This is a genomic window from Limimaricola hongkongensis DSM 17492, assembly GCF_000600975.2.
Classification (GTDB): Bacteria; Pseudomonadota; Alphaproteobacteria; order Rhodobacterales; family Rhodobacteraceae; genus Limimaricola; species Limimaricola hongkongensis.
On sequence record NZ_KK088653.1, the window covers coordinates 776,093 to 794,732 of the forward strand.

Genomic DNA, 18,640 nt, shown 5'->3' on the forward strand with positions numbered 1-18,640 from the left:
GCCGCCATGAGAGGCGGTCAGACCTGTTCGACCGCGACCTTGTTCTTGTAGAAGGCGAGACAGCCCTTGATCTGCTCCATGCCTTCCTTGGGGTCTTCGTAGGACCAGACCGCGTCCTCGATCGCGCCGCTCTTGGCGATGATGTGGTAGTAGTGCGCATCGCCCTTCCAAGGGCAGTGCGAGCGGGTCTTGGACGCATCGAGAAAGGCCATCGCGATGTCCTCGCGCGGGAAGTAGATCACCGGGGGGTAATCGCCCTCGACCAGCTCCAGCGCGCGGCTGCTCTCGCCCAGGACCGCTCCGCCGGCGCGCACCACCCAGGTGCCCTCGGCGGGGCGGATCGTGATGTGATCGCTCATTCAGTTCTGCTCCCTGTGAGTGGACCCCACCATCAAAGCGGCGCGCAGGCGGCCTTCAGCCAATCTCGCGCCGCACCGTCGAGATGCGGGGTAATCGTGTCGAGTGTAGTCGCGTGATAGGCATCGATCCAGTCCCGCTCGACCGCGGAGAGCATTGACGCGACGATCAGTCGCCGCTCCAGCGGCACGTAGGTCAGGGTTTCGAAATCATACATCTCGCGGTCGTCGGCGCCGGGCAGGGCCGGGGCCTCGCGGGTGACGATCAGGTTCTCGATCCGGATGCCGAAATGCCCCTCGCGGTAATAGCCCGGCTCGTTCGACAGGATCATGCCCGGCTCGATCCGTGTCTCGGAGCCCTTGGAGATCCGCTGCGGCCCTTCATGCACCGACAGGTAGGCGCCGACCCCGTGGCCGGTGCCATGGTCGTAATCGAGCCCGGCGGTCCAGAGCGGGAACCGCGCCAGCGCGTCGAGATCGCGCCCCGCCAGCCCCTTCGGGAAACGCGCGCGGCTCAGCGCGATCATCCCCTGCAGCACGCGGGTGTAGCATTCGGCGGCGTCTTCGGGCGGCGTGCCGATGGCGATGGTGCGGGTGATGTCGGTGGTACCGTCGAGATACTGTCCGCCCGAATCGACGAGCAGCAGCTCACCGGGGCGCACCGCGCGGTCGGTGTTCTCGGTGACGCGGTAATGGGTGATCGCGCCATGCTCGCCCGCGCCGGCGATGGTCTCGAAACTGATGCCGCGCAGCTCGCCGGTCTCGCGGCGGAACCCTTCGAGCGCGGTGACGACGCCGATCTCGGTCAGGCCGTGGCCGGGATCCCCGGCCAGCATCTCGGCCTCTTCGTCGAGCCAGTGCAGAAAGCGGCAGACGGCGGTGGCATCGCGCAGATGCGCGGCCCGCGCGCCCGCGATCTCGGCGTCGTTCTTGCGCGCCTTGGGCAGGATGCAGGGGTCTTCGGCCTCGGCGATCCGGATGTCCCAGTCGCGCAGCGTCGTCTCGACGATCGAGGGGGCGGATTTGGGATCGATCCGCACCGGCCCCGACAGCTGGCCCAGCGCGCCGAGAAAGGCGTCGATCTCGAGCAGGTCGACATCCGCGCCGAGGTGATCACGCAGATCATCGGCCTTGCCCTTCGGACAGAACAGCTCGCAGCGCCCGGTGTCGTCGATGATCGCGAAGCTCAGCGGCACCGGGGTCGAGGGCACGTCGTCGCCACGGATGTTGAGCAGCCACGCGATGGAATCGGGCAGGGTGAGGACGGCGCAGCGCTGGCCCGCCTCGCGCAGCAGCGCCGCGATCTCGGCCCGCTTCTCGGCATGGGTCCGGCCCGCATAGGTCTCGGGCCAGACGATGAAGGGCGCGGGCGGCGGGGCGGGGCGGTCCTCCCAGATGGCGTCGACGAGATTGTCGCAGGGCTTCAGCCCGATGCCCTTGGGCTGAAGTTTTTCCTTCAGCTCGCGGATCTCTTCGGGCGTGTGCAGCCATGCGTCATAGCCCACCGTGCCGCCTTCGGGCAGCTCGGCGATCAGCCAGTCGGCCAGCTTGGTGCCGGGCCAGTCGACGGGGGTGAAGTCGGAGGCGACCTCGGACTTGATCTGGATCTTGTAGCGGCCGTCGATGAACACGCCCGCCTTGTGATCGAGGATCGCGGCGAAGCCCGCCGAGCCGGTGAACCCGGTGAGCCAGGCCAGCCGCTCGTCGCGAGCACGCACGTTTTCGCCGCGCCACGTGTCGCCGCGCGGCACGATCCAGCCATCGAGGCTCTCGGCCTTCATGATTTCGCGCAGCTTGGCGAGCCGGGGCGGCCCCTGTTCGGGGGAGGCGGTGGAGACGAAATTCTGGTACATCAGGCGACCCTGTTCATTCCGAGGACGCGGGCCCGCTTGCGCGGATCGGCGTCGAAAAGTGAGGCGAGCTGCTCGGTCATCGCGCCCGCCAGCTGATCCACGTCGGTGATCGTCACCGCGCGGTCGTAATAGCGCGTCACGTCATGGCCGATGCCGATCGCGGCAAGCTCGACGGCGCGGCGCTTTTCGACCATGGCGATCACGTCGCGCAGGTGTTTTTCGAGGTAGTTGGCCGGGTTCACCGACAGCGTGCTGTCATCGACCGGCGCACCGTCGGAAATCACCATCAGCACCTTGCGTGCTTCGCGCCGCGCCATGAGTCTGCGGTGCGCCCATTCGAGCGCCTCGCCGTCGATGTTCTCCTTCAGCAGGCCTTCCTTCATCATCAGCCCGAGATTGTCGCGGGTGCGCCGCCACGGCGCGTCGGCCCGCTTGTAGATGATGTGACGCAGGTCGTTGAGCCGTCCGGGCCCCGCCGGGCGACCGGCGGCGAGCCAATCCTCGCGGCTCTGCCCGCCCTTCCACGCCCGCGTGGTAAAGCCGAGAATCTCGACCTTGACCGAGCAGCGCTCCAGCGTGCGGGCCAGCACGTCGGCGCAGATCGCGGCGATCGAGATCGGCCGCCCGCGCATCGAGCCGGAATTGTCCAGAAGCAGCGTCACGACCGTGTCGCGGAACTCGGTGTCCTTCTCGACCTTGAACGACAGCGGCGTGGTCGGGTTTGCCACCACGCGGGCGAGGCGGCCCGCATCGAGGATGCCTTCCTCGCGGTCGAACTCCCACGAGCGGTTCTGCTGCGCCTGCAGACGGCGCTGCAGCTTGTTGGCAAGGCGGCTGACCGCGCCCTTCAGGGGGTCGAGCTGCTGGTCGAGATAGGCGCGCAGCCGCTCCAGCTCGGCCGGGTCGGCCAGCTCCTCGGCCCCGATCTCCTCGTCATGCTTGGTGTCGAAGACGAGATAGTTCGGATCGGCATCCGAGGCGGCGGGCGGGGGCGGGTCTTGCGGCGCCTCGCCCTCGGGCATGTCCTGCTCCTCGGCGTCCTCGGCCTCGGCCTGCTCGTCCATCGAGACCTGCGCCTGGCTCTGGTCCTGTTGCTGGTCCTGGCTCTGCTCGGGCGAGCTGTCCTGCTCTTCGTCCTCCTGGTCGTCCTCGCCGGTCGAATCCGGCTCCTGGTCGTCCTCTTCCTCGGAGGCCTCGTCCTCCTGGTCGGGGTCTTCCATGTCCGGGTCGTCGCCGAGCTGGTCGCCATAGCCCAGATCGCGGATCAGTTCGCGCGCGAAGCGGGCAAAGCTCTTCTGGTCGTGCAGCGCCTGCGACAGCTCCTCGAGCCGTTCGCCGCCCATCTCCTCGATGAAGCCGCGCCACAGCTCGAGAACGTTGTCGGCCCCCTGCGGCAGGTCGCGCCCGGTGGCGAGGTGACGGATCAGGTAGCCCGCGGCGACGGAGAGCGGCGCGTCGGCCTTGTCGCGGATCTGGTCATACCCCTTGCGCCGGGCCTCGGCGCCGATCTTGGCGTCGATGTTGCTGGCGGTGCCGGGCATGTATTTCGCCCCCACCGCTTCAATGCGCGCGCCCTCCATCGCGTCGTAAAGATCGCGGGCGATCCCTGCCTGCGGCTGGTAGCGCGCGTTGACGCCCGCGTCGTGGTAGCGGTGCCGCAGCGCCAGCGCGTCGGCGGTGCCGCGCGCGAGCAGCACCTCTTCGCGGGTCATGCGGCGGCTGACCTGTGGCAGGCGCACATTGTCGTGGCTGAGACCCGGCGGATCGACCGAGAAGCTGACATTGAGCTCGCGGTCATCGGCCATGACGCGGGTGGCCTCGGTCAGGGCCTTCTTGAACGGGTCGGCGGGGTTGTCGGAGTTGGGGCTCATAAGAAATGTATCCCACTGGCGGCAGGGGGCGGCAAGGGCATGCCGGAAAACGAAAGGCCCGGCTCTTTCGATCCGGGCCTTCGCGCGACGTCCAATGGGCTCAGCGCCCGGCGGTGCTCACCGCGCTTTCGGGCAGCTCCTCGTCGAAGCAGCGCTGGTAGAACTCGGCCACGGTCTGGCGCTCCAGCTCGTCGCACTTGTTGAGGAACGACAGCCGGAAGGCATAGCCCACGTCGCGGAAGATCTCGGCGTTCTGGGCCCAGTTGATCACCGTGCGCGGGCTCATCACCGTCGACAGGTCGCCGTTCATGAAGGCGGTGCGGGTGAGATCGGCCACCGCGACCATCTGGCTCACCTGCTGGCGGCCCTCGGCGGTGTTGTAATGCGGCGCCTTCGACAGCACGATCGCGGCCTCGGCGTCATGGCTGAGATAGTTCAGCGTTGCGACGAGCGACCAGCGGTCCATCTGCGCCTGGTTGATCTGCTGGGTGCCGTGATAAAGCCCGGTGGTGTCGCCCAGGCCCACCGTGTTGGCGGTGGCGAAGAGCCGGAAATAGGGGTTCGGCGTCAGCACCTGGTTCTGGTCCATCAGGGTGAGCTTGCCGTCGGTCTCCAGCACCCTCTGGATCACGAACATCACGTCGGCCCGGCCCGCATCGTATTCGTCGAACACGATGGCGCAGGGGTGGCGCAGCGCCCAGGGCAGGATGCCTTCGGCGAACTCGGTCACCTGCTTGCCGTCTTTCAGCTTGATCGCGTCCTTGCCGATCAGGTCGATGCGGGAGATGTGGCTGTCGAGGTTGACGCGCACGCAGGGCCAGTTGAGCCGGGCCGCGACCTGTTCGATATGGGTCGACTTGCCGGTGCCGTGATAGCCCTGCACCATGACCCGGCGATTGGCCGAGAAGCCCGCGAGAATGGCGCGGGTGGTGTCGGGGTCGAACTTGTAGGTCGGGTCGATGTCGGGCACCCGGTCGGAGCGGTCGGCAAAGCCCTTGACCTTCATGGCGCTGTCGAAGCCGAAGGTCTCGCGGATGTCGATTTCCTCGGTCGGGCGGGCGTTGAGGTCGGTCTGGGCGTTGGCCATGGTGATCCTTTCGCGTGCGGGCGAGAAGCCCTCATTTGCGGTCGCGCCAAGTGATGGAGCATCGCGCGGCGGGGTTCAAGGGCCACGCGGCGCGGGCATCGGCCGGGGCCCGCTTGCCTTTTCGCGCGCGGGCGTCATTGTCCGGCCATGCCCATGCCACAGGACACCGCATCACCATGTCGCGCCTGACCGAGATCGAAACGATGATCGGCCGGGTCGCGCTGGGCGACCGGGCGGCCTTCGGCGCGCTTTACGACGCGACCTCGGCGAAACTCTTCGGGATCTGCCTGCGTGTCTTGGACAACCGCGCAGAAGCGGAGGACGCGCTGCAGGAGGTGTTCGTGAAAGTGTGGCACAATGCCGGGCGTTATCAGGTCAACGGGCTGAGCCCGATGACATGGCTCATCACCATCGCCCGCAACCATGCCATCGACCGGTTGCGGATGCGGCGCAAGTCCGAGCGGCGCGCGGGCGGCGACATGAACGCGGTGGCCGAGATGGCGGATTCCGCACCCGGCCCCGAAGCGCGCGCCGTCGCGGCCTCCGAGAACGCCCGGATCGGGCGTTGCCTGACCGAGCTCGACCCCGACCGGGCGGAAGCGGTGCGCGGTGCCTATCTGGCAGGCGAAAGCTATGCCGAGCTGGCGACGCGGTTCGGCGTGCCGCTCAACACCATGCGGACATGGCTGCGGCGCAGCCTGATGCGGCTTAAGGAGTGCCTGACGCGATGACCGGGGCCGGCGATCACCATGACGACGACAGCGCCCTGGCCGCCGAGCACGTGCTCGGGCTTCTGGAAGGCGATGAGCTGGCGCGGGCCGAAAAACGGCTGGAAAGCGACACGGCCTACCGCGCGCTTCATGCCGACTGGACCGAGGAGCTGAGCGCGATCGCGGACGGCATCGCCCCCGAAACACCGCCCGCACGGGTCAGGCGCGCGATCGACAGGCGCCTGTTCGGCGCCCGGCGCGAGGGGCTGTTGCGCCGGCTCGGGCTGTGGCCCGCGCTGGGGGCGGCGGCGCTGGCGGCGGGGAGCTACGCGGTGGTCACCAATCTCGACATGCTGCGTCCCGACCCCGCCGGGCCGGGGCTTCGGGCCGAGATCGCGGCCGAGGATCGCAGTCTCGTGGTGCAGGTGGCCTATGATCCGGCCGCGCCCGACGCGCTGCGCGTCTCGCGGCCCAGCGGCGAGGCGGCGCCGGGCCGGTCCTTGGAGCTGTGGCTGATCGCGGGCGAGGCGGCGCCGATTTCGCTCGGCCTGCTGCCCGACGACCGCGAGGGCCGCCTGACCGTGCCCGAAGAGCTGCGCCCGCTCTTGCCGCAGGCGGTGCTCGCGGTGTCCGACGAGCCGGCGGGCGGCTCGCCCGAGGCGGGGCCCACCGGCCCGGTGGTGGCGGCGGGACCGGTCACGACCCTCTGACCGGCTGCCGGGGGCGCGCCGCCTCCCTTCACCATTCCCCAAATACGCAAATCCCCCCGGCGGCCGCCACGCGCGGCGCCGGGCCTTCTCGCGCGATCAGTCCTTGTCGCGGAAGGACTTGCTGTCCTTGATCTGGTCCCAGGCCCAGACCACCTCGGAGAGCTGCTCCTCCTGGCTGCGATCGCCGCCGTTCATGTCGGGGTGCAGCACCTTGATCAGCGCCTTGTAGGATTTGCGGATCTCGGCCTTGGACCAGCTGTCCTTGGCGTCGAGCACCTCGAGTGCGCGGCGTTCGGTCGCGGGCAGACGGCGGGTATGACCGCCCTGCTGGGCGGCGTTGCGGCCGGGGTTGCGGGTGGCGTTCTCGCCCAGCACCTGGTGCGGGTCGTCGACGCCTAGGCGCGCCCATGCCCGCTGTTCCTCGCTGCGCTTGCCAAAGGGCTTGGTCGAGCGGCCCCAGACCCGGTCGGTGTCGACCTGCTCGGCATATTCCGCTTCGGTCGAGCCGTCGAAGAAATTCCACTTCAGATTGTATTCGCGCACGTGGTCTTTGCAGAACCAGAAATAGTCGTCGAGGATGTCGGGCGATTTCGGGGCGCGGTACTTGCCCGCCTCTTCGCAACCGGGGTGGTCGCAGACCCGTGTCGAGGTCTCGAAGGCGCCGGACATCCCGCGTCTGCCGCGCGGGTTTTTCTTCTTCGATGCCGATACCGACATATCGAAACCGAAGGGGTCGTTCTTTGCCATGCTCTGCCTCATCCTTTCGAGTCGGACGCGGCAGTTTAGTCCAAAGCGCCGGAGATTGAAGGGGCGGAGGGCATTTTGTGCCTCTTCGGCGCCGCCCCGCCGGGGTCAGTCGCCGCTTTTGGCGGTGACCTGCGGCGCGGGACGATCGGGGATGTCCTGCGCCTCTCGGGCGCTGGGCACGGCGCGCGAGGCGGCGGGCATTTCGTCGCGGCTGGCGCTCAGCCCCTGCTTGCCTTGCGGGGTGGCCATGGGTTCTGCGGCGACGGGCGTGGCGGGGGCCGCCTGCGCCGTGGCGCGGCGGAACACCAGCACCGAATGGTGGACGATGCTGCGCCCGCGCAGCCCGTGCCGCTCTTCGCACGGCAGGGTTTCGGCGCGCAGGTATTCCCAGCCCTTGGCGCCCAGCTCGTTGATCGTACCTTGCAGCGCGTGGGCGTAGCGGTCCTCGGGCGTCTTGAGGCCGCGTTCCTTCTGGCCGCGCCTTGGGGCGGGGACGACGCGGTATTCAAAGGCGGTCATGGCGCTCTCCTGTGGCCGGGCTCAGAGCCCGAGCTTCTGGGTGACGATCTGGTTGACGGCGGCGGGGTTGGCCTTGCCGCCGGTGGATTTCATCACCTGGCCGACGAACCAGCCCGCGAGCTTGGGGTTCTGCTTGGCCTTTTCGACCTGCGCGGGGTTCTGGGCGATGATCTCGTCGACCGCCGCCTCGATGGCGCCGGTATCGGTGACCTGCTTCATGCCGCGTTCCTCGACGATCTTCGCCGGCTCGCCGCCTTCGGTATAGACGATCTCGAACAGGTCCTTGGCGATCTTGCCCGAAATGTCGCCCTTGGCGATGAGCGCCACGATATCGCCGAGCTGGCCGGGGCTGACCGGGCTCGCTTCGATGCCCAGATCGTCCTTCTTGAGCCGTCCGAACAGCTCGTTGATGACCCAGTTGGCGGCCAGCTTGCCATCCTTGGCGCTGTCGAGATGGTTCACCACCGCCTCGAAATAGACGGCGTTGGCGAGTTCCGCCGTCAGCACGCCCGCGTCGTAATCCGACAGGCCCATATCGGCCATGAAGCGCGCCTTCTTGGCGTCGGGCAGCTCGGGCAGGTGGGCGGCGATGTCGTCGACCCAGGACTGCTCGATCTCGAGCGGCAGCAGGTCGGGATCGGGGAAGTAGCGGTAGTCATGCGCCTCTTCCTTGGAGCGCATGGAGCGGGTCTCGTTCTTGTCCGGGTCGTAAAGCCGGGTTTCCTGGACGACCTCGCCGCCATCTTCGAGGATGGCGATCTGGCGCCGCGCCTCGAAATCGATCGCGGCCTGGATGAAGCGCATGGAGTTCATGTTCTTGATCTCGCAGCGCGTGCCGAGATGGTCGAAATCCTGCGTCTCCTGATACTTCTCGTAATCGCCCGGACGGCAGACCGAGACGTTGACGTCGGCGCGCAGGTTGCCGTTCTGCATGTTGCCATCGCAGGTCCCGAGGTAGCGCAGGATCTGGCGCAGCTTGCCGACATAGGCCGCCGCCTCCTCGGGGCCGCGGATGTCGGGGCGCGAGACGATCTCCATCAGCGCCACGCCGGTGCGGTTGAGATCGACGAAGGACATGTTGGGGTCCATGTCGTGGATCGACTTGCCCGCGTCCTGCTCGAGGTGGATGCGCTCGATGCGGACCTTGCGGGCCACGCCCGCCCCCATCTCGACGATCACCTCGCCCTCGCCGACGATCGGGTGGTAGAGCTGGCTGATCTGGTAGCCCTGCGGCAGGTCCGGGTAGAAGTAGTTCTTGCGGTCGAAGGCCGAGCGCAGGTTGATTTCGGCCTTCAGGCCCAGACCGGTGCGCACGGCCTGCGCCACGCAGCCCTCGTTGATCACCGGCAGCATGCCGGGCATGCCCGCGTCGATGAAAGACACGTTGGAGTTCGGCTCGGCGCCAAATTCGGTCGAGGCGCCGGAGAACAGCTTGGCGCGGGTTGCGACCTGCGCATGCACCTCGAGGCCGATCACCAGCTCCCAGTCGCCCTGCGCGCCCGCGATCACCTTGGGGGCGGGGGCCTCGTATGTCAGGTCCAGCATGGGAGCCTCTCCTTGCAGGTTTGTCGGCATATTGTCGCGGCCTGATTAGGCGCGAACGGGCCGGTCTTCAAGGGTCGGGAAGCGGGGGCAGGGATCGGCATCCTCGCGGCATGACTGCGCGGCAACCCGCCCAAATCCGGGGTATCGCGTCCGGCGGACTCGACACGAGGCCGCCCGCGAAGGCAGACAAAGCGCAGTTGCTGCCACAACGGACCAAAACCCGACATGTTCCCGACAATCGTTTCCGCGCGCCTGCGCCGTCTCCTGCCGATCGCTCTGCTCAGCCTCGGCGCCGCCTGCGCGCAGGTTCCCGAACCCGAAGCCCGTGTCGCCACGCCCGCCGCGCTGCCGGTGATGGCCTGGGACCACCGCCCCGAAAGCGCCGAATGGACCGACGCGACGCTCGCCGCGCTCAAATCACATGGCGCGCCGCTGCTGAGCCAGGTGCCCGGCGACATCGACACCTGGTGCCCCGGCTATGCCGAGGCCAGCGAGGACGAGCGCGCCGCCTTCTGGGCGGGGATGCTGTCGGCGTTGGCCAAGCATGAAAGCACCTGGAACCCGGCGGCGGTCGGCGGCGGCGGCAAATGGTTCGGCCTCGTGCAGATCGCGCCCGCCACCGCGCGCGGCTATGGCTGTGCCGCGGGCAGCGGCTCGGCGCTCAAGGACGGGGTGGCCAACCTGTCCTGCGCGGTGCGGATCGCCGCGCGCACGGTGCGCCGCGACGGTGTCGTCTCGGCGGGCATGCGGGGCCTCGCGGCGGATTGGGGCCCGTTCCACAGCGCCCGCAAGCGGTCCGAGATGGTGAACTGGACCCGCAGCCAGAGCTATTGCCAGCCGCGCCAGGCCGCGTCGGACGACCCGGCCAGATCGGCGGGTTGATCCCGATGCCTGTCGCCGCCGCGACACAGGGGCGGGGTCACGACGGCCAAGCGCGCGGCGATACGCCATTTTCGCGTTGCATCGTGTCTTTGCGACGGTGCAGTTATCCCCCTATGCTCGTGGCTTTGACGTTCCTGGGGGGATCGATGGCCGTGATGCCGGGTTCGATGGTCCACGCCGAGCCGTCGGACCCGGCCGAATTTTCCGTCTCGACCGACACGGCCCCATCCACGCCCACGCCGCCCTTCATGGGGCCAAGCGCGCCTCGGATCGTGGTGCCGCCATCGCCCGCGCCGAAGCTTCAGATCGACCCGCGCCCCGTCGCCGGATTGCGTCCCATGCCGCGCCCCGCGACACTGGCGGCGGCGCCGGTTTCGCCGCGATCCGGCCTGCGCCCGGCCGCGCGCGATCCTTTCCTTCCCTCCGCCCGCTGGGACGGCAAGCCCGGCACCGGGATCTGGACCCGCGGGCTGATGGCGGCGCTGCGCGGCCCGGCCTCGGATCTGGCCGGGGTCGTGCCCGGCGACATCGCGACATGGTGCCCGGCCTATGCGCAGAACCCGCCCGAGCTGCGCCGCGCCTTCTGGGTCGGGGTGATGTCGGCGCTGTCGCGTCTTGAGAGCCGTCACCGGGCGGACGCGGTGGGCGGCGGCGGTCTCTATCACGGGCTGTTGCAGATCCTGCCCGGCACGGCGCGCGGCTATGGCTGCGTGGCGCGGAACGGGACGATGCTGCGCGATCCGGTCCGCAACCTGAGCTGTGCCGCGCGGATCATGGCGCGCACGGTCAAGCGCGATCGCGCCGTCGCGCTGAAAGATGGTCGGCGGGCCGGGATCGCCGCCGATTGGGGCCCGATGACCAAGCCCGCGATGCGCGCCGAGATGGCGGCCTGGACCCGCGAGCAGAGCTATTGCCGCCCCACGGCGCAGCTGTCGGTGCCGCGCCCCAAGGCCCGACCCGCCGCGGGCTGAGACGTCAGACCTTGGGGCGCAGCGGCGACCGTGTGGAGCGCACGAGGCTGACCGTCGGCGCGTCGCGGCCGCCCAGCGCCAGCGTGGCGCGGCGCAGCATCTCGATCCCGCCCTCGGAACTCGTGGGCAGCGAGGCGGGCGAGATCTCCTCGCCCACGGTCACCACATAAGGCTGGCGATCCTTGTTCAGCATCTCGTGGAACAGGGTGATGTCGCGCAGCGTCGGATGGATCAGGTCGAACAGGTAGAACAGCGCCGAGTTGCGGGCACGGATGTTCACCGGGATCACCGGCAGGTCGAACTTGCGCGCTAGCATCGCCGCCGAGGGCATCCAAGGGCGTTCATGCAGCTGCAGGCCGCGCCGCTTGGCAAGCCGGCCCGAGGGGAAGATGACGCCGAGCCGCCCGTCCTTCACCGCCTGCCGGGTCAGGTCCATCGTCACCTTGGTCTTGGCGTGGCTGCGCTTTTCCTTGCGCCATTCCACCGGCAGGATCAGGTCCTCCATCTGCGGCAGCACCCGCAGGATGTCGCCATTGGCATAGATGAAGAGGTCGGGCCGGATCGTCTTGAGCGCGTGGTAGAGCATGATCCCGTCGGCGATGCCGGTGGGGTGATTGGCGACGATGAGCGCCGGGCCGTGGCGCGGCACGTTGTCGAGACCGGTCACCGTGAGATGCTTGGCCAGCATGTCGCCCATGTCGCCCATGATCCGCGCGGTCGGCTCGTCGCGCAGCTCGGTGCCGATGGCGACGGTGCGGTCATAGGACAGGGCAAGGTGCAAAAGACCGCGCAACGGCCTCACGAGAGGCGATTGCCGGAACATCCAGGGCGCACGTTCGGCAATCAGCGGGTCAATGCGGTCTTTCATGAAGCTTCAATAACCATTGCCACGAGACAGTTCCGTGACATTTGCGGGATCGGCGGGCATTTGGCAATGGTTGCACCCACCCGAGGGGCCGTGCAGCGGCGGGGCGCTGCAACCCTGAATGGGCGCGGCGGAGAGCCGCCGCACCCTCGGGGTGTCGCTCAGGCCGCCTTGCGCGGGTGTTTTCCTTCGCGCACCTCTTCGATGATCTTGGCCACGAAGGCATCGAGATCGTCGGGATTGCGGCTGGTGATGATGCCTTGATCGGTCGCGACCTCGCGGTCGACCACGCGGGCGCCTGCGTTCTTCAGGTCCGTACGGATCGAGGGATAGGAGGTCATCTCGCGATCGCGCACGACATCGGCCTCGATCAGCATCCATGGCCCGTGGCAGATCGCGGCGACGATCTTGCCCGCGGCGGTGAAGTCCTTCACCAGCTGCACCGCCTCGGGCTTGGTGCGCAGGATGTCGGGGTTGATCTGGCCACCCGGCAGAACGATCGCGTGGTAATCCTCGACCCGTGCCTCCGAGATCTTCAGATCGACATCGGCCTTGGGGCCCCAGTCGGTTTCGTCCCAGCTTTTGATGGGTTCGCCGTCGGGGCTTGCCACATGCACGGTGGCGCCGGCCTCGCGCAGCTTGTCGCGCGGCACCTCCAGCTCGACCCTTTCGAAGCCGTCGGTGGAAATGATCAGGATCTTCGCGTCGGTGATGTCGGTCATGTCCGTCTCCTTGCGGTTCGGGTGTTCGATGCCCAAACCGCAAGGAGGGGGGAGGTGTTCCGCGACGCGGTGTCGCGGGGCAGGTCAGTCGGCCAGCATCCGCCCGACCATCTCGGAGGTGTCGCGGCTCAACCCGTCGGTGCCCGCGATCCGCTCCAGCTCCGCCCGGATCAGCCCGCGACGGTCTTCGTCATAGCGCTTCCAGGTCGAGAAGGCCTGCGTCATCCGCGCCGTGGTCTGCGGGTTCAGCGGATCGAGCTTCAAAAGCCAGTCGGCGAGCAGCCGGTAGCCCGCGCCGGAGGGGTGATGAAAGCCCGCCGCGTTGCCCGAAAGCGCGCCGAAGACGGCCCGGAAGCGGTTGGGGTTCTTCCAGTCGAAGGCGGGATGCCGGGTCAGCCTCTCGGCGGTCTCGGCGGCGTCGTCGGGCTGGGCCGCGCCGACCTGCAGTCCGAACCACTTGTTCATCACCAGCCGCTCGTGGCTCCACTGATCCTCGAAGGCTTTCAGCTCGGCCGCGCCTTCGCCGATCTTCAAAAGCGCGCCCAGCGCCGCGATCTGCTGGGTCATGTTGTCGGCGGCGCGGAACTGGTTGCGGGCCCGGTTGCCGCCCTCGGTCAGCGACAGCAGCGACAGCGCGGCATTGGTGAGCGACCGGCGGCCCGCATCCCCGGCCTTCGGGCTGTAGGCGCCGGTGACCTGATGCGTGTCGTAAAGGCGCGACAGCAGGTCGCCCAACCGGTCCGCGATGGCGTGGCGCAGCCCCTCGCGGGCCTCGTGGATCGCCGAGGGGTCGGGGGCCTGGCCGGTCTCGAAGATCGCCTGCGCCAGCTCGTCCTCGCCGGGCAGTGCCAGAAGCTGCGCCCGGAAAGCCGGGTCGAGGCTCTCATCCGCGATGCCGCGGCCCAGCGCGTCGATGTAGCCCGCATGCGGGCCGTCGCCGCTCTGGATCATCGCCAGAAGTCCGGTCCGGGCGAGGTCGCGTCCGGCTTCCCATTTGTTGAACGGATCGGTGTCATGGGCGAGCAGGAAGGCGCGGGTCTCGTCGGTCTGCTCCTGCTTGAGGATCACCGGTGCCGAGAAACCGCGAAGGATCGAGGGCACCGGCCTGGCCGACAGCCCGTCGAAGGCAAAGCTCTGCTCGGTCTCTGTCAGCTCAAGCACCTTCGTCGGCAGCACCTCGTCGCCATTGGGGTTCAGAAGACCCACGGCGACGGGGATCACCACCGGCTGCTTGTCGCTCTGGCCGGGCGTGGCGGGCGTTTCCTGCCGGAGCGTCAGGGTATAGCGCCCGTCGGTCCAGTCCTCGGCGACATGGACGCGCGGGGTTCCGGCCTGATGATACCAACGGGCGAACTGACCCAGATCGCGGCCCGTCGCCTCCTCGAACACCTTCAGCCAGTCCTCGATCGTCACGGCCTGCCCGTCATGGCGTTCGAAATAGAGGTCGAGCGCCTTGCGGTAGCCTTTGTCGCCGACAAGCCGCTTCAGCATGCCGACGATCTCGGCGCCCTTCTCATAGACGGTGACGGTGTAGAAATTGTTGATCTCGACGAAGCTTTCGGGCCGCACGGGGTGCGCGAGCGGGCCGTTGTCCTCGCGGAACTGCGCCGCGCGCAACAGCATCGCGTCGTCGATCCGCTTGACCGCGTGGGACCGCATGTCGCCGGTAAACTGCTGGTCGCGGAACACCGTGAGGCCCTCCTTGAGGCACAGCTGGAACCAGTCGCGGCAGGTGACGCGGTTGCCGGTCCAGTTGTGGAAGTATTCATGCGCGATGATCGCCTCGATCCGCTCGAAATCGGCGTCGGTCGCGGTGGCGGGGGAGGCCAGCACGGCGGAGGAGTTGAAGATGTTCAGCCCCTTGTTCTCCATCGCGCCCATGTTGAAATCATCGACCGCGACGATGTTGAACACGTCGAGGTCGTATTCGCGCCCATAGGTCCGTTCGTCCCAGGTCATCGACTTCTTCAGCGCCTCCATCCCGAAGGCGCATTTGTCGATATCGGCCTCGCGCACCCACAGGTTCAGCGCGACCTCGCGGCCCGACATGGTGGTGAAGCTGTCGGAATGCGCGACCAGATCGCCCGCGACGAGCGCGAAAAGATAGGCCGGCTTGGGCCAGGGGTCGTTCCATTCGGCAAAGCCCGGCCCCGAGGCGCCGGGGTTGCCGTTCGACAACAGCACCGGCTCGTCGCTTTCGATGCGCACGTGGAACGGCGCCATGACATCGGGCCGGTCGGGATAGAAGGTGATCTTGCGAAAGCCCTCGGCCTCGCATTGCGTGCAATACATGCCGCCCGAACGGTAGAGCCCCTCGAGCGCGGTGTTGTGCTCGGGGTCGATCTCGACCTCGGCTTCGAAGGTGAAGGGCGCGTCGGGCGCCTCGAGCCTGAGCCCGCCCTCGACCAGCACGGGCTGCACGGCCTTGCCGTCGACATGCGCGGAGATCAGCTTCAGCTGTTCGCCATGCAAGAAGAAGTCGCGGCTCGCGGCGTCGGGGTTGGGGCGGAACCGGATCTCGGAGAGCACCCGCGTGGCCTCGGGGGCGAGGCGGAAGGTCAGGCGCACCTCGTCGACGAGATAGGCGGGCGGCGTGTAGTCCTTCAGATAGACGGTGCGGGGGTCGTGCTGTGTCATGTCCGTGGACCTTTCGCTGAACCTTCGGGGCGCGCCGAACGTTAGGGCCGCAAGAGGGGGCCTTCAAGCGCGCCCCCGACCGCGACCGCCAGTTCCGGCGCGGCAACCTCGCGAGGAGAAGTGACATGTCCGCCCCACAAACAGACGTCGAGAAACAGGAAAAACGCCACAAGGGTCCGCTGACCGGGATGGCCGTCGTGGCCGGGTTCGGCGTGCTGCTGATCCTGTTTCTCGTGTTCATCGGCTTTGGCCAGGGCAACGAGCCCGAAGCCGAAAGCACCGTCGAGGCCGTCGGCAGCGACGAGGCCGAGACGACCGACGATGCCGGGATCGTCGCGGCGCCCGAGCAGATCAACGACGAGGCCGGCGCCGTCGTGCAGCAGTGACACCGCCACCGGTGGTGGCGGAGAGGGGCGCGGATCGCGGGATCCGCGCCCCTCGTGCAATCCGCCCGGATCGAGTTGCCGCCCCTGCCGGGATGGATTAGCCATTTGCCAACGGAATTCGAGGAGGAGAAGACGGATGGCCGACAGGATCGACAAGCATGGGCTGCTGGTGGCGCCCGAGCTGGCAGGCTTCATCGAGAACGAGGCGCTTCCGGGGACGGGGATCGACGCCGCCGCCTTCTGGAAAGGCTTCGCGGGGCTGGAGGCCGAGTTCGGACCGCGCATCCGCGATGCGCTGGCGCAGCGCGCATCCATGCAAGAGCAGATCGACGCCTGGCATGTGGAGCGCAAGGGCCAGCAGATCGACGCCGCCGCCTATCGCGAGATGCTCACGGAGATCGGCTACCTCGTGGCCGAAGGCGATGACTTCGAGATCGGCACCGAGAACACCGACCCCGAGATCGCGACCACGCCGGGCCCGCAGCTCGTCGTGCCGATCACCAATGCGCGCTTCGCGCTCAACGCCGCGAACGCGCGCTGGGGCAGCCTTTATGACGCGCTTTACGGCACCGACGCGCTGGGCAGCCTGCCGCAAGGCAAGGGCTATGACGAGGCGCGCGGCGCGCAGGTGATCGCGCGGGGCCGCGCGCATCTCGACGCGGTCGCGCCGCTCGACGGCGCCTCCTGGGCCGAGATCGACCGGATCGAGATCAAGGGCGGCACGCTCGTCGCGTGCAAGGCCGATGCCGAGCATGGCCTGCGCGAGCCCGAGCAGTTCGCGGGCTCCACCACCGCCGGCGATGCCGACCTGCAGGTGCTTTTGGAAAAGAACGGCCTGCTGATCGAGATCGTGGTCGACCCGTCGAGCCGGATCGGCGGCACCGACCGCGCCGGCATCTCCGACATCCGTCTCGAAAGCGCCGTCTCGACCATCATGGATTGCGAGGATTCCGTCGCCGCGGTGGATGCCGAGGACAAGGTGCTCGCCTATCGCAACTGGCTTGGCCTGATGCAGGGGTCGCTTTCGGCCACCTTCCGCAAGGGTGGCGAGGAGATGACCCGCCGCATGGAGGGCGACCGCGCCTTTACCGCGCCCGACGGGTCCACCAGGACCGTCAAGGGCCGCTCGCTCATGCTGGTGCGCAATGTCGGCCACCTGATGACCAACCCCGCGATCATCGGAAAGGCGGACGATCACGAGATCTCCGAAGGGCTGATGGACGCGGCGATCACCGTGCTGATCGCGATGCACGACCTGAAGAAGACCAAAGGGCCGCGCAACTCGGTGCATGGCTCGGTCTACGTGGTGAAGCCCAAGATGCACGGCCCCGACGAGGTGAAGCTCTCCGACGAGATGTTCTCGGCGGTCGAAGAGATGCTCGGCCTGCCGCAATACACCGTCAAGCTCGGCATCATGGACGAGGAGCGCCGCACCTCCGCCAACCTCAAGGAGTGCATCCGCGCCGCGAAGAACCGGGTCGCCTTCATCAACACCGGCTTCCTCGACCGCACCGGCGACGAGATCCACACCTCGATGGAAGCCGGCCCGATGATCCCCAAGGGCGAGATGAAATCCTCGGCCTGGATCCAGTCCTACGAGGATCGCAACGTCGATATCGGGCTTGCCTGCGGTCTCAAGGGCAAGGCCCAGATCGGCAAGGGGATGTGGGCCATGCCCGACCGGATGGCCGACATGCTGGAGGCCAAGATCGGCCACCCGAAATCTGGCGCCACCTGCGCCTGGGTGCCGTCGCCGACCGCCGCGACGCTGCACGCGACGCATTACCACCAGGTCGACGTGATGGCGCGGCAGGAGGAGATCGCCAAGGGCGGGGCGCGCGGCACGCTCGAGGATCTGCTGACGATCCCGCTGGCGACGGGCCGCAATTTCGACGCGGCCGAGGTCACGCGCGAAATCGAGAACAACGCGCAGGGCATCCTCGGCTATGTCGTGCGCTGGATCGATCAGGGCGTCGGCTGTTCCAAGGTGCCCGACATCAACGATGTCGGCCTGATGGAGGATCGCGCGACCTGCCGGATCAGCTCGCAGGCGCTGGCCAACTGGCTGCATCATGGCGTCGTGTCCCGCGATCAGGTCATGGCGGCGATGAAGAAGATGGCCGAAGTGGTGGATCGCCAGAACGACGGTGATGCCACCTACACGCCGATGGCGCCGAATTTCGACGGGCTCGCCTTCAAGGCGGCCTGCGATCTCGTCTTCGAGGGCCGCCAGCAGCCCTCGGGCTACACCGAACCGGTGCTGCACCGGCGCCGCCTCGAACTGAAGAACATGGAGACCGCATGATGTCCAAGCTTACCATCGATGCCGCCCGCACCATCATCCGCGAAACGCTCGCCAAGGCGCATGACATGGGGCTCAAGCCGATGTCGGTGATCGTGCTCGACGCGGGCGGCCACCCGCTCGCCTTCGAGCGCGAGGACGGCGCGGCCCCGGGCCGCTACGCCATCGCCGAGGGCAAGGCCTACGGCGCCGTGATGCTGGGCATGCCCGGCTCGGCGCAAATGGCCCGCGCCGAGGCGCAGCATTACTTCATGACGGCGGCCAACGGCGCCTTCGGCGGCAAGGTCGTGCCGGTGCCGGGCGGCGTGATCCTGCGCGGCGATGATGGCGAGATCCTCGGCGGCGTCGGCGTCACCGGCGACACCTCCGACAACGACGCCGAGGCGGCGCTGGCGGGGATCGCGGCGGCGGGGCTCAAGGGCGACGCCTGACCCCGATAACCGGGGGCATCCGTCACGGGCGCCCCCGATGTGCCCC

General features: G+C 68.1%; 17 protein-coding genes. 7 read left to right on the forward strand and 10 right to left on the reverse strand.

The annotated features are described in order from the left end of the window. Window positions 1-17 precede the first annotated feature (17 nt). From LOKHON_RS14135 to cobS, 4 genes are all read right to left on the reverse strand, one after another. Window positions 18-359 (reverse strand): DUF427 domain-containing protein, encoded by a 342-nt coding sequence (locus tag LOKHON_RS14135; protein WP_017927332.1) that lies wholly within the window; start codon window positions 357-359, stop codon window positions 18-20. 32 nt (window positions 360-391) lie between these two features. Beyond that, window positions 392-2,209 carry an aminopeptidase P family protein gene (locus LOKHON_RS14140; protein ID WP_017927333.1) on the reverse strand — a complete coding sequence of 606 codons (1,818 nt, stop codon included), beginning with the start codon at window positions 2,207-2,209 and terminating at the stop codon, window positions 392-394. Then, entirely contained in the window at window positions 2,209-4,080 is a 1,872-nt protein-coding gene (gene cobT, locus LOKHON_RS14145; protein ID WP_017927334.1) for a cobaltochelatase subunit CobT, read from the reverse strand. The genes LOKHON_RS14140 and cobT overlap by 1 nt, the downstream gene beginning before the upstream one ends. Window positions 4,081-4,180: 100 nt before the next feature. After that, complete coding sequence (gene cobS / locus LOKHON_RS14150) at window positions 4,181-5,167, reverse strand: cobaltochelatase subunit CobS (RefSeq protein WP_017927335.1); 987 nt, start codon at window positions 5,165-5,167, stop codon at window positions 4,181-4,183. 176 nt (window positions 5,168-5,343) lie between these two features. Here cobS and LOKHON_RS14155 point away from each other — a divergent pair, with 176 nt between their 5' ends. After that, on the forward strand, window positions 5,344-5,898 hold the full coding sequence (locus LOKHON_RS14155) for a sigma-70 family RNA polymerase sigma factor (protein WP_017927336.1): 555 nt from the start codon (window positions 5,344-5,346) through the stop codon (window positions 5,896-5,898). Beyond that, window positions 5,895-6,587, forward strand: coding sequence for an anti-sigma factor (locus LOKHON_RS14160; RefSeq protein WP_017927337.1), 693 nt, complete (start codon window positions 5,895-5,897; stop codon window positions 6,585-6,587). The genes LOKHON_RS14155 and LOKHON_RS14160 overlap by 4 nt, the downstream gene beginning before the upstream one ends. Before the next feature lie 96 nt (window positions 6,588-6,683). Here LOKHON_RS14160 and LOKHON_RS14165 read toward each other — a convergent pair whose 3' ends face one another. From LOKHON_RS14165 to gatB, 3 genes are all read right to left on the reverse strand, one after another. Beyond that, window positions 6,684-7,334, reverse strand: coding sequence for a J domain-containing protein (locus tag LOKHON_RS14165; protein ID WP_017927338.1), 651 nt, complete (start codon window positions 7,332-7,334; stop codon window positions 6,684-6,686). Window positions 7,335-7,439: 105 nt separating this feature from the next. After that, window positions 7,440-7,853: a DUF4177 domain-containing protein gene (locus LOKHON_RS14170; RefSeq protein WP_017927339.1), complete on the reverse strand. Its 414-nt coding sequence runs from the start codon at window positions 7,851-7,853 to the stop codon at window positions 7,440-7,442. Between the two features lie 21 nt (window positions 7,854-7,874). Continuing rightward, window positions 7,875-9,398 carry an Asp-tRNA(Asn)/Glu-tRNA(Gln) amidotransferase subunit GatB gene (gatB, locus tag LOKHON_RS14175; RefSeq protein ID WP_017927340.1) on the reverse strand — a complete coding sequence of 508 codons (1,524 nt, stop codon included), beginning with the start codon at window positions 9,396-9,398 and terminating at the stop codon, window positions 7,875-7,877. A gap of 225 nt (window positions 9,399-9,623) precedes the next feature. On the opposite strand from gatB, the gene LOKHON_RS14180 reads away from it, so the two are divergent. Together LOKHON_RS14180 and LOKHON_RS14185 are read left to right on the forward strand one after the other, a co-directional pair. Then, window positions 9,624-10,280, forward strand: a complete 657-nt coding sequence (locus tag LOKHON_RS14180) for a lytic transglycosylase domain-containing protein (RefSeq protein ID WP_017927341.1) — start codon at window positions 9,624-9,626, stop codon at window positions 10,278-10,280. 155 nt (window positions 10,281-10,435) lie between these two features. Further along, window positions 10,436-11,251 carry a transglycosylase SLT domain-containing protein gene (locus tag LOKHON_RS14185; protein WP_245631468.1) on the forward strand — a complete coding sequence of 272 codons (816 nt, stop codon included), beginning with the start codon at window positions 10,436-10,438 and terminating at the stop codon, window positions 11,249-11,251. Between the two features lie 4 nt (window positions 11,252-11,255). Here the strand turns inward: LOKHON_RS14185 and LOKHON_RS14190 are convergent, their stop codons facing one another. The 3 genes from LOKHON_RS14190 to pepN form a co-directional block, all read right to left on the reverse strand. Further along, window positions 11,256-12,119, reverse strand: a complete 864-nt coding sequence (locus LOKHON_RS14190; RefSeq protein ID WP_017927343.1) for a lysophospholipid acyltransferase family protein — start codon at window positions 12,117-12,119, stop codon at window positions 11,256-11,258. 158 nt (window positions 12,120-12,277) lie between these two features. Beyond that, window positions 12,278-12,838, reverse strand: a complete 561-nt coding sequence (locus tag LOKHON_RS14195) for a type 1 glutamine amidotransferase domain-containing protein (RefSeq protein ID WP_017927344.1) — start codon at window positions 12,836-12,838, stop codon at window positions 12,278-12,280. A gap of 84 nt (window positions 12,839-12,922) precedes the next feature. After that, window positions 12,923-15,475, reverse strand: coding sequence for an aminopeptidase N (pepN, locus tag LOKHON_RS14200; RefSeq protein WP_017927345.1), 2,553 nt, complete (start codon window positions 15,473-15,475; stop codon window positions 12,923-12,925). Window positions 15,476-15,600: 125 nt separating this feature from the next. Here pepN and LOKHON_RS14205 point away from each other — a divergent pair, with 125 nt between their 5' ends. The 3 genes from LOKHON_RS14205 (at window position 15,601) to LOKHON_RS14215 (ending at window position 18,594) form a co-directional block, all read left to right on the forward strand. After that, on the forward strand, window positions 15,601-15,861 hold the full coding sequence (locus tag LOKHON_RS14205) for an OadG family protein (protein ID WP_017927346.1): 261 nt from the start codon (window positions 15,601-15,603) through the stop codon (window positions 15,859-15,861). Window positions 15,862-15,997: 136 nt separating this feature from the next. Next, window positions 15,998-18,166 carry a malate synthase G gene (locus LOKHON_RS14210; RefSeq protein WP_017927347.1) on the forward strand — a complete coding sequence of 723 codons (2,169 nt, stop codon included), beginning with the start codon at window positions 15,998-16,000 and terminating at the stop codon, window positions 18,164-18,166. After that, complete coding sequence (locus LOKHON_RS14215) at window positions 18,163-18,594, forward strand: GlcG/HbpS family heme-binding protein (protein ID WP_017927348.1); 432 nt, start codon at window positions 18,163-18,165, stop codon at window positions 18,592-18,594. The genes LOKHON_RS14210 and LOKHON_RS14215 overlap by 4 nt, the downstream gene beginning before the upstream one ends. The last annotated feature ends 46 nt before the right edge of the window (window positions 18,595-18,640 follow it).